This window comes from Bacillus kwashiorkori, assembly GCF_001375515.1.
Classification (GTDB): domain Bacteria; phylum Bacillota; class Bacilli; order Bacillales; family Caldibacillaceae; genus Bacillus_BK; species Bacillus_BK kwashiorkori.
The window spans coordinates 161,310-172,905 of the sequence record NZ_CTDX01000015.1 but is presented as its reverse complement, the minus strand read 5'-3'; the positions used below and the strand labels follow the sequence as shown (position 1 = coordinate 172,905).

Below are 11,596 nucleotides of genomic sequence, written 5' to 3'. Positions count from 1 at the left end.
GCAGGTGAGCTCTAAGGGCTTTTCTTTTGCCGACCTGCGTTAATTCCACTACACTGACAAAAGCAAAGTCAATGGTGGCGGACGAGCAGATGTATGCCTTTTTAACTGTCATTATTTATCAATCATATAAAATAATAAGTTTAAGCTAAGTACCTTAAAAAATTGTCCAACTTAGTGTTGACATACCATTGTCTTTTTTCGAGAACCTCAGGTGTCCATTTGTCCTCTTGGATGACTTGCGTAGTTAATGCAAAGGTCGTAACTCCATTTTTAGGTTGAAAATATGATGTTTTCTTTTTATTAAAATCATAGTTTCTAGCTTGGGAATTCTTTGATCGTGTCAATAGAACCAAATTACCAAGTTTATGTACGTAATCAGATGGATCATGGAAATTTTGTAACCACTCACTACCTTCTTTTGGTGTTTGCGGTAGGACGTGCTCAACAGTAATAACAGAATGATCATAGAATGGTTGTCCCTTAGTTAGCAATGAATCTATACGAAGTAATACGTACCTTCTTACAGTATCTTTTAACTCTGTGTACACATCACCATTTAATTTTTCTAGAACCGCTCTTTTATCATCATCTGATACTCTTAATAAAGAATCTCTAGAAAACACGTCAACACCTTTTTCCATTTGCCTTAGTATCTGTGAATACTTAGACATTCGCCAATTAAAGTTTTTTCGTAACACCATGGCAATACTTGCGAACTGTTCAAGTAAACCTAAAAACTCTCCTAGTTTTTCATTATATTCTTGAATATAATACATTGCGACTGGAATCCAGTCATTATTATCAATGCGATTAAGTAAACTTAATATTTTTATTATCTTAGGTTGATCGCCATAATAGGATCTGTAATCAATGAGTTCCAAATAAATCTCACTATATGGAATCAATACATCATTAATAAACTGCTTTCCTGTTATTCTAGAAAAGATATCCTCGTACTCATCCTTATAATTTGCACTCCCCTTTCTTTTTTGGATTATCATTCGTATATGATCAAATAACTTATTAAATCTATCTCGTCCTAACGATACTTCAATTGAGGATATTGAAAATCAAGAGGACGAAGTAAAGTTCTTAGAAAAAGAGGAACTTGCACATTTTTTACAATTAGCTAAATCAGATGGATTAGAAATGGATTATTTACTTTTCACAACAATAGCCTATACTGGTTTACGTATTGGAGAACTACTTGCCCTTAAGTGGAGTGATTTTAATAAAGATATAAACTCTTTACGTGTTACGAAAACCTTATATAACCCACGCAACAATATAAAGGAATATGAACTTCTTACACCTAAAACAGTTGGATCGATTTGTACGATTCGAATTGATGCAATGCTTGTAAAAATGTTAAAGAGACATGAGATAAAACAAAAAGAATTAAAACTACAACAGGGAGATTTTTATCATGATAATCAGTTTATCTTTGCTAGAAATGATGGTCATCCACAATAAAGAAAAGTAGTAGAAATTAGACTAAAACGTCTGTTAAAATGGCGGGTATTAAAAAAAAATTACACCTCATTCATTCAGACATATCCATACATCACTTCTAATTGAAGCGGGGGTTGGAGTTAAGGAAATACAACAACGATTAGGACATACAAATATTAATACGACAATGAATATCTATGCTCATATAATCTCCAATAAGGAAGAAAAGGTCTCTCAACAGTTTAGTAAACCGATGAAAGACCTTCTTTAATCATTATAATATGAGCAACTTTTGCTTCCTACGAGCAAAATTATGAGCATTTAGCTTTTATCCACTTAAAAACCCCTATATATCAAGGTTTTCATGAACTTATTACACATCATGCCTCCCATTAGGTGAAGGGGTGTCATACCTTTCACCTAATGTCTTAAAAGTGCGGTAAATCAACGTTTTTCAATATTTTACATTTTTTTATATGTTTTTTCTTCATTGCGTTAGCAAATGTTAGCATTTGTTAGCTTTTGCCCCTATACTCCACAAATTCTTCACTAACCATTTTTAGTTCAAGTCAGATCTAAATAAATTTATTTATTATTCCCTGTCTGTTTACCCCTATCGATTATTAAATCTAATACCTAAAAATATATCAAAGATGGATTAATGGGATTTGCACATTAATTTACCGATGAATTAGGTTAATTGATTTATCCCAAACTATTTTTCTGATTTTATCCACCCCTAGTTTTACATTTAAACTAATTTGCCTCGTTTGATAACTTGCTATTGATAACATGAAATGACGGTAGTATTGAAATTCCATACAATTTTAAATAACATGATAGACTTAGCAGGGTCAAATTGTAACAGAGGTTTTCCAACTACACTCCTATTCCAAAACCCTAACTCTCACCTTTTTTTCAAATGCGTCTCCTTGTTTATCCTTGACAATTACATTCGTTACACCAGGTGAAATCGCCTGAATTAACACACTATAATTATCGATTGAGTTAAGACTCAAAATACCATCGTTCTCAGCTATCCAAGAAAATGTTCCATCCCCTATCCAATCAGGTTTTAAAATTGCCTTAATAGTTTTTGTGTCACCTGCTTTTAATGTAACATACTCTTCGTTTATCATTATTCTTTCAATCTCATCATCCAAAGGTCGTTCTCTCCAAGTCGAATAAAGGTGGTGAAATTCGAGATTAGTAATATTTATCATTCCACCCTTTGAATACAATTCAATTTCATTACTTGTTGGTTCTGAGTAAATTAAATTAGTAAAACTGTATTCACCATCATTAATAAATAGTTCAACAGAGGATTCGTCGACAAAGCCCCGTATTTTCATATGGCCATTTTTAGAATTGTAATCAGTATCATATTTTCTACCAAACTGAAATGAATCCCCACTTCGTGAGATAATACTATCTAATCCGTTATGGGAGCGATCCAGGAAAATTTTGTTCTCACTGGCACTATAACCAAAAACTGTTTCCTCTGTATCTGATTTTCGAAGGCGTATACCAAATTCCTCCAGGTCTTCCCATTCAACTGTTGCTTCAAACTCGTAATTGACTCCAGTGAATTCACTAATTTTCCATTCCCCTTCCATTTCAAAAGGTTCAATTGTTATATTGTCTACCCTTAATGTTTTTAGCTCCTCAATAGGCTCTTGAAACAAAATAATACTTCCGTCTTCAGTTGTTTTTAAAGATAATTGGCGTGGGATTGACATGGAACCCATCCAAGGTTCAGTTGGTGACTGATAAGGATAACGCCAATTTGCCATCCAACCTAACCAAATTCGTCGACCGCCTTTCTTTGGTATATCTGAAAATGTTTGTGCAGCATAAAAGTCCTGGCCAAAATCTGTTATTAGAACTGTTTCTGACGAGTTATCATTTATAAAAGTTTTCCCGTCAAATTCACCAATAAAGTATTGGGCAGTCGAACCATTAGTTATATTATTATCACCAACGCTAACATGTAGAACCCATTTTTGATTTTTCTTATCTCCATCTACAGGTAACTGAAATAAATCTGGACACTCCCAAACAGCAACATGGGATCCTTCATTATCACCAAATTGGCTTTGAAACTGCCAGTCAATGAGATTATTAGAATTATAAAAGGTGACACTCTGATTAGTCGAAACAGCCATAACCCATTTTTTTGATTCCTCATGCCAAAACACTTTAGGATCACGAAAGTCCTTTAAACCTGGGTTTGGTATCACTGGATTATTTTCATACCGTTCCCAAGTCCTTCCATTATCCTTACTATAGGCAATACTTTGGGCTTGTCCGCCTTCTGTACTTGTATAAATAGCAACAAGACCTGCTTTACCTCCAAAAAATCCTGTCATATCTTTTCTATCAACAACTACACTTCCTGATAAAGCCTGACCAAGTTTGTCATGTTCTAACGCAACAGGAAAATGCTGCCAATGAAGTAAGTCCTTACTGATAGCATGGGCCCAATTCCCATTTTTCTGATGGAATAAATGGTATTCACCTTCAAAATAAACAAGACCATTTGGATCAGCTAAATTACCTGAAGGAGTTGAAAAGTGATATTGGGGCCGATAAATCTCTGTGTAATAATCAGAAGTAGCAGGTTTCATATTTTCTGGTCTCGATTCTTTCAATTTTTTCTCTACCTCTCCCTCATAAAAAAGATTACATCCCATAAGTAAAAAGATAGCAGCAATAATAGCAATGAACAATTTCTTTTCCAAGTTTTTTTGTTCCTTCCTAATTAGAATCATTAACTAAACTCTCTCTATAGGCTTCCAATTCAGATAATGTTGGCATTGCTGGAATACCACCATTTTTTAAAGCTACATAGGAACCGATTATATTCCCAAACTCTAATAGTTGTTCCAAGTCTCGATTCTCTAGCTCTCTTTCTAATAAGTGGTTTGTTAATATATGAAAAAGAACTCCTGCAAAAAACGCATCCCCACATCCAGTCGTATCCACTGCTTTTACTTTAATACCAGCACTATTAAGCCATTTAGATTTGTAAAGTAAACAACTCCCCTTTTCTCCCATAGTAACAAAGAGAATAGTAAGGTTATATCGATTATACAACTCTAAGGCTCCTGCCTCTAAATCCTTATGGCCAGTCAAAAATTCTAGTTCTTCCTCAGATACCTTTACAATATCCGCATATTCCATAACGTTTAGAATTTGAGCTTTTGCTTCCTCTAAATCCTCCCATAGTGGTGGACGCAAATTGGGATCATAAGAAACCACTACATTATTTTTCTTTGCATATTTTAATGCCGCTAAAGTTGCTTCCCTGGATGGTTCATTTGTCATAGATATCGATCCTACATGAAAAACATTCGAGTTTTTAATAAGTTCTACATTCACATTTTCCTTTGTTAACATCATATCAGCACCCGGATTTCGATAAAAGCTAAAGCTGCGATCACCTTTGTCATCAACGTGAACAAACGCTAGGGTCGTGTTAATATCAGAATATACAATTCCCTCTACACCAACATTCTTTTCCTTTAAAGTTGAAACTAACTGATTACCAAATTGATCTCTACCCACACTGCCGATAAAATTAGTCTTAAAACCTAAATTAGAAAGAGCAACTAATACATTACCCGGCGCACCGCCAGGATTTGCGACTAGAATTGGATTTCCATGTTCATCTTTACCCTCTGGGGTAAAATCAATTAAAATTTCCCCCAGTGCTGTTACTTTCATCACATTCATTCACCTACCATTAAAAATTCACATTACCAAAAACAAAAATTATAATACTAAAATTGATTATAGAAACCTTTTTATTAAAGAAGCCAGAGATGTGTTAATCAACACTCTCTCTGGCCAATTTATCTAGTGCCTATTTTGATGGAACTGAAAACTTACCATTTTTTAATTGAACTTCTCCATCTGCGCTAAATAGAGAAATCCTCTCACATGCAAAATTCGGAAAAATTAAACTTGTTAAAGAATACTCACCCTCATTAACAAATAATTCTATCGATGCTGAATCAACTATTAAACGTAATTTCAGCTCTGAAGTATCCATTAATACTATACTTTGTGATAATGAGAAGTTATCGGAAAAATCTACTTCTCCACTGTTCTCACGAGTAACTGTTAAAGTATTATTATTTGTATCAATGTGTATACCAGTATAATGTGATTTTGTATGATGGACTGTTACCCCGTAAAGAGATGAATTACTATTTTTAAAGGATAAGTCCACATCTACAAACCGTTCACTAATATTAACACTTAATGGACTTGCATCATTAATCATAATGTCCGTTATTTCCTCTTTAACCTGGAAGTACGAATCCAATTCTTTTACAACTCGCTGTACAACATTGATATCTCCATCTACTTTTTTCAACGACAACTCCCTAGGCAGTGTCATTTGCCCTCTCCAGCCTTCAGTTGGTACTTGATTGGCATATCGCCAGTTGCTCATCCAGGCAAGATAAATTCTTCTTCCATCTTCTTCTGGAATATCTGAAAAGCTAACACCAGCATAGTTATCCTTACCATAATCAAGCCATTTGATTTCTTCATGTTCAGGTTTGAAAGTGTTACCATCAAATGAACCAATAAAGTATTGGCTTCTTGAACCTTCATCTAACTTAGAGTTATCCCCTACACTTACTATTAGCATCCATTTTTTTTCACCAGAATTTTCAACTGGAAGCTCGAACAAGTCGGGACATTCCCAAACTCCTTCATGAAAGCCAATATTCTCACCAAATTCACTTTCAAACTTCCAAACAATTAAATTACGGGAGGAATAAAATGATATAGTTTGACCTGTTGCAAGTGACATAATCCACTTATTCTCTTGTTCATACCAAAATACTTTTGGATCTCTAAAGTCAACTTTTGTCGGATGAGTAAGAACTGGATTTCCATTATACTTTATCCAACTTCTTCCATGATCATGACTATAGGCTATGCTTTGTACTTGCTTAGGTCCTGTTTCGTCACTAGAATCCAAATGTTGTGTATAAATAGCTACAATTCCAGGATCGTTTGGGAAGAATCCAGTTGTATTATTCCAGTCAATAACAGCACTTCCTGAAAATATTGTACCCAATTCATCAGGATATATTGCGATATCTAATTGCTCCCACTCTATTAAATCTTTACTAACGGCATGGCCCCAGTGCATCGGTCCCCAAACACTATCATTCGGATTATGCTGGTAGAATAAATGATATTCACCCTTAAAAAATACTAAACCATTTGGATCATTCAGCCATTTTTCCTTTGGTGAAAAATGTAATGATGGCCTGTATTTTTGGTTCTGATCAATTTTCAAATAATTGCCCTCCTAGTTAACTGTTCTCTCATATACTTCTTGTTTTAATTGTAACCAAGTATCAATTTTTAACTTATCTAGTTGCTGTAGATATTCATCCCATTCTTCATCAATCTTGCCATTCCGAATCCATTCAGCACGTTTTCTATTAACAAAATCGTATAAATCTGTTTCAATCCTTGTTAATTCCTCTATTTCTTCTAATGAATAATACACATGAGGATAATAGTTTTCATTCTTGATGTAAGGAACAATATATTCTTTTAATAAATCAAGTCTCCAAGCAGCATCATCGGGTTTTGTAGTAACAGTACCATAGTATTCTTCAAGTATTGCAAGCGGTCCGGCAACATTTGTTTTTTCTCTTAATTCTACTGGTGCAGTACCTTCTAATGGCATGTGCTTTAACATACCTTTTTCTTCATCTAGTTCAAAGATATTTTGTTGCGTTGTATCACCATAGGTACCCCAGTTATTTTGTACTGACTGAATTGGCTCATATAATTGGTCAATCCATTTTGCAGTTAGCTCCAAGTTTTTATTAGCACTTGTAATAACCATTCGACCTCTATCAAAACCAACGCCACCGTTTTGTTGAACAATGATTCTTTCTCCCGTTGGACCTTCTAAAGGAGGCAATACATCAAATTTATCATTCATTCCAGAAACGTTTGCCTTATCCCATGTAAAGTATAGGCCGTATCTGTCACCTTTAGAAATAAACGTATTCCAATCTTGTTCAAAGGCCTCTTCATCTATTAAACCAAGTTCATATAATTCATTAAGATACTTTATTTGTTCTTTATAACCCTCTTGCATTGCAGTAAATAACACTTTGCCTTCTTCTGTTACAATTGTATGATCACCATTGTCACCTAATCCAATTGAACCTAGAATAATTGCCGGGTCCTGGTCCCATCCATTAATAATTGTACCCATTGGAATTTCATCAGGTTGACCGTTACCATTAGGGTCTTGTGTTTTAAAAGCCATCAAAACTTCTTTTAATTCTTCGTAATCAGTAGGCATTTCCAATCCTAAATTATTCAACCATTCAACATTAATCCAAGGAAGTCCACCAATTACTTGAATACGTTCAATCCCATGACCTAATTCTTCAATCCAAGGGAAACTGTAAATATGTCCATCTGGAGCTGTAATATAGCTTCTGTACTCTGGTCTTTGTTCTAAGACTTTTTTGAAGTTTGGCATATAATTATCGATTAAATCCTCTACCGGAATAATTGAGCCATCCTTTGAGTATTTCAACAAATCATAGTTACTAAATCCCGCATCAAAAATTGCATCTGGTAGCTCTCCACTGGCAAGTGCTAAGTTTCTTTTTTCCCCAAATGCTTCACGAGTATAGTTTTGCCATTCGATGTGCACACCCGTTTGCTCTTCTAGTCGTTTGAAAATAAGTTTTTCGTTAGGATCACTTGGAGCTAAAGGAGAACTTTGTGTCATAAATTTAAGTGTCACTTTTTCTTCCAATGGAAAAGTAATATCTTTTAATTCATAATTCTCCGAAGAAGAACTTTCCTTCTTATTACTACAGCCAACTAATATAGTTCCAAATAGAACTAAAATAGCTAAAAACTTTAGTGATTTCTTCAAGTTAATGCCCCCTTAATTGTTTTTTGGTTATAGTAAGAATTAGATACACAGCCTTAACATTTTCATCTCTAGTTAAACCGATAATTATCTAGTATGACTGGTATACTCACCTCCTCAAAGTACTCAATAGCTGCTAAACTTCTTATTTTAATGAACCAACCATTACACCCTTTTCAAAATACTTCTGGAAGAATGGGTACATAATGATTAATGGTAAGCTTGAAATAACGATAGAAGCGTATTTAATTTTTTCTGCAATCTTACTTAATTCAGCTGCTGCTTGCATATCATTAATCATTCCTGGTTTCACTTCATTTTGAATAAGAATAGATCTTAATACGAGTTGCAGTGGATATAAATCTTGGTCCTCTAAATATATCATTGCGTCGAAGTATGAATTCCATTGCCCTACAAAAGCATATAAAGCAATAACGAAAATAACTGGTTTTGAAAGTGGGAATATGATTTTGAAAAATATTTGTAGTTCTGAAGCTCCATCAATCTTCGCTGCTTCCTTCAGTTCCTTTGGCAATCCTTTAAAAAAGGTACGAACAAGGATAATGTTCCAAACCCCAATAGAACCTGGTAAAATAATAGCCCATACTGTATTTAATAAATTCAAATCCTTAATTAATAAATAAGTGGGAATTAGTCCTCCATTAAAAAACATCGTAATTAAGAAGAATACCATAAATACTTTCTTTCCTCTAAATTCATCTATTGATAAAGGATAAGCGGCAAATACAGTTAATACTACAGTGATTATCGTAAAACTTCCTGCATAGATAATTGAATTTATAAATCCCTTAACAATCGATCCCTCTTGGAAAACTCTCCTATAGCCATCAAGTGTCCAATCAGACGGATTGAAGGATATGCCTTCGCTGACCAATACTTTTGGGTCTAAAAATGAACCTAACAAAACATAAACTAAAGGGAATAGTATAATTAAGACAATGAGACCCAATAAAATTTTATTGATAAAGAGGATGACTCTATCATTCTTTGATACATTATGCAATTAAGTTCCCTCCTTTTAATATAAACTTTCACCTTCTGATAACCTTTTCACAACACTATTTGCAAAAATTAGCAAGAGAACATTTATGACTGAATTGAATAACCCAACAGCTGTTGAATAAGCATAATCTCCCATCTGCAAACCTCTTTTATATACATATGTTGGAAGTATTTCTGAAGTTGGTAAGTTCAAATCAGTTTGTAATAAATAAGCTTTTTCGAACCCTATCGACATAATCCCGCCTACTGCTAAAATTAACAATACGGATATAACCGGTTTTAAAGTAGGTAAATCGATATGAATAATTCTCTGTAATAGAGAAGCCCCGTCAATTGTTGCTGCATCATGCAACTGAGGATCAACATTAGCTAGTGCAGCTACATAGATAATAGATGACCAGCCAGCTCCTTGCCATATTCCTGATGCAATATAGATACTTCTAAACATGTCCGGGTCTGTCATAAATGATATCGGTTTATCAGTAAAAATTTGTAGAATGGCATTAATTGGACCTGTTGGAGAAAGTAATATAAAAATCATACCCGTTACAATCACTACTGAAATAAAGTTAGGTGCATATAAGAATAATTGAATATTCTTCTTTATAGCCGCTCTTCGAATTTGATTTAGCATGAGTGCTAAAATGATTGGTACTGGAAAACCAATTAATAATTCGAAAAAGCTTAATTTAAGAGTATTTGAGAAGATACTTAAGAAATTTGGCGATGTTAGAAAATCCTGAAAATGTTTGAATCCCACCCATTCACTTCCTAATATCCCTCTCACTGGACTAAAATCTTTAAATGCAATTGTCGCCCCATACATTGGTATATATTTAAAAATAAATACAATGGCTAACGCGGGGACTAAAAATAGATATAAAATATAATTTTTTTTAAAATATTGTAAAAAACTCTCCTTTTTATTACTTACTCCTGTCTCAGAAGTTGGTGAAAACTTGCTATTTTTTATAGCAATTTCATTCCGGTTTGTTTTTTCCATCCTTACTAAACCTCCCAATCGCAAGACTAACAATGATAATAGTATGCCCCGATAATAATATGTCATCCGCTTGACACATTATTATTTTAAACGCTTTCATCCTGTGTGTCAACCGGTTGACTTAAAATTTTATAAAAAAAACTAATCTCTTTATTAGGAGATTAGACTAGGTTGTGCTATTAACTAATAGTTTCACAGGTAAAGTTATTTCTTCTTTTTTAACAGTACTTGGGTCATTAATTAAATCTATAAGTTTTAATACAGCCGCTTTTGCTATTTTTTCAATAGGCTGTCGGACAGTTGTTAGCTGCGGAAGTAAGACTTGTACTAATTGAGTTCCATCATAACCTACCACTTTTAACTGCTCAGGTACTTTGATTTTTAATTCGTTTGCTACCTTTAGACAAACAGAAGCTATTAAATCATCACTAGCAAAAATTCCATCTGTTTCTGGATGTTCTGATAATATCTTTTTAATTGTTGCTGCTGTAGCTTCATCATCAAATGTGTCTTCAAGTTCATAAGTAATAGGGTTTTCCACCAAGTCTTCATATGCCTTTCTTCTAAGCTGTGTTGGAGTTTCCAAATCAGCAGGACCGTTCATATGAATAATAGATTTGCAACCCCTTTCAATCAAGTGTTGGACAGCTAAACGACCTCCCTCATAGTTATCTGAGCCTATGACTGGTATATTAGGAGAAAGGTAATGATCGATTGCAACAAATGGTAACTGGGGATGATTGTATGCTTCAATGCCACGATTATAAGAACATACAATAATCCCATCTACTTGTTGTCTTATTAGCATTTCTGCATATGAACTTTCCTTTTCATAATGCCCGGAGCTATTGCAAAGAATTATCTTAAAACCCAGATCAGAAAACAAATTTTCAATATTTAGCGCTAATTCACTGAAAAAGGGATTGTTAATTGTTGGCAAGATTAAACCTATAAAATTAGTTCTTTTTTTAAACAATGAACGGGCAAGATCATTGGGATAATAGTTTAATTCTTTTATTGCATCCTCAACTTTCTGCCTAGTCTTTTCACTAATATAGCCACGGTTATTCAGAACCCGTGAAACTGTTGTAGGTGAAACACCAGCTGTTTTCGCTACGTCTTCTAATTTAACTTTCAATTGTATCACCCTAGTTATAATAATATAAAATGAAATTTATTCAAAA

10 protein-coding genes are annotated in these 11,596 nt (G+C 33.9%); 2 read left to right on the top strand and 8 right to left on the bottom strand.

The features are described from left to right. Window positions 1-140: 140 nt before the first annotated feature. Window positions 141-1,001 carry an HNH endonuclease family protein gene (locus tag BN1242_RS07695; RefSeq protein ID WP_077216143.1) on the bottom strand — a complete coding sequence of 287 codons (861 nt, stop codon included), beginning with the start codon at window positions 999-1,001 and terminating at the stop codon, window positions 141-143. A 52-nt stretch (window positions 1,002-1,053) separates the two neighbouring features. Here BN1242_RS07695 and BN1242_RS07690 point away from each other — a divergent pair, with 52 nt between their 5' ends. After that, window positions 1,054-1,473 (top strand): tyrosine-type recombinase/integrase, encoded by a 420-nt coding sequence (locus BN1242_RS07690; RefSeq protein ID WP_077216142.1) that lies wholly within the window; start codon window positions 1,054-1,056, stop codon window positions 1,471-1,473. A 58-nt stretch (window positions 1,474-1,531) separates the two neighbouring features. Next, a complete protein-coding gene (locus BN1242_RS13940; protein ID WP_072136178.1) occupies window positions 1,532-1,723 on the top strand; it encodes a tyrosine-type recombinase/integrase in 192 nt (63 codons plus the stop codon). Window positions 1,724-2,339: 616 nt separating this feature from the next. Here BN1242_RS13940 and BN1242_RS07685 read toward each other — a convergent pair. The 7 genes from BN1242_RS07685 to BN1242_RS07655 form a co-directional block, all read right to left on the bottom strand. Then, window positions 2,340-4,223 carry a glycoside hydrolase family 32 protein gene (locus tag BN1242_RS07685; RefSeq protein ID WP_077216141.1) on the bottom strand — a complete coding sequence of 628 codons (1,884 nt, stop codon included), beginning with the start codon at window positions 4,221-4,223 and terminating at the stop codon, window positions 2,340-2,342. Next, window positions 4,210-5,178: a carbohydrate kinase family protein gene (locus tag BN1242_RS07680; RefSeq protein WP_238985109.1), complete on the bottom strand. Its 969-nt coding sequence runs from the start codon at window positions 5,176-5,178 to the stop codon at window positions 4,210-4,212. Before BN1242_RS07680 ends, BN1242_RS07685 begins: the two co-directional genes overlap by 14 nt. Window positions 5,179-5,317: 139 nt before the next feature. Then, complete coding sequence (locus tag BN1242_RS07675; protein ID WP_062353792.1) at window positions 5,318-6,772, bottom strand: glycoside hydrolase family 32 protein; 1,455 nt, start codon at window positions 6,770-6,772, stop codon at window positions 5,318-5,320. Window positions 6,773-6,784: 12 nt separating this feature from the next. Beyond that, window positions 6,785-8,389, bottom strand: coding sequence for an ABC transporter substrate-binding protein (locus tag BN1242_RS07670; protein WP_062353789.1), 1,605 nt, complete (start codon window positions 8,387-8,389; stop codon window positions 6,785-6,787). A gap of 142 nt (window positions 8,390-8,531) precedes the next feature. Beyond that, complete coding sequence (locus BN1242_RS07665; protein ID WP_062353785.1) at window positions 8,532-9,410, bottom strand: carbohydrate ABC transporter permease; 879 nt, start codon at window positions 9,408-9,410, stop codon at window positions 8,532-8,534. Window positions 9,411-9,425: 15 nt separating this feature from the next. Next, a complete protein-coding gene (locus tag BN1242_RS07660; RefSeq protein ID WP_077216140.1) occupies window positions 9,426-10,412 on the bottom strand; it encodes an ABC transporter permease in 987 nt (328 codons plus the stop codon). A 166-nt stretch (window positions 10,413-10,578) separates the two neighbouring features. Further along, the gene (locus tag BN1242_RS07655) at window positions 10,579-11,550 is read right to left on the bottom strand and encodes a LacI family DNA-binding transcriptional regulator (protein ID WP_062353782.1); all 972 of its coding nucleotides are present in this window, start codon (window positions 11,548-11,550) and stop codon (window positions 10,579-10,581) included. Window positions 11,551-11,596 lie beyond the last annotated feature (46 nt).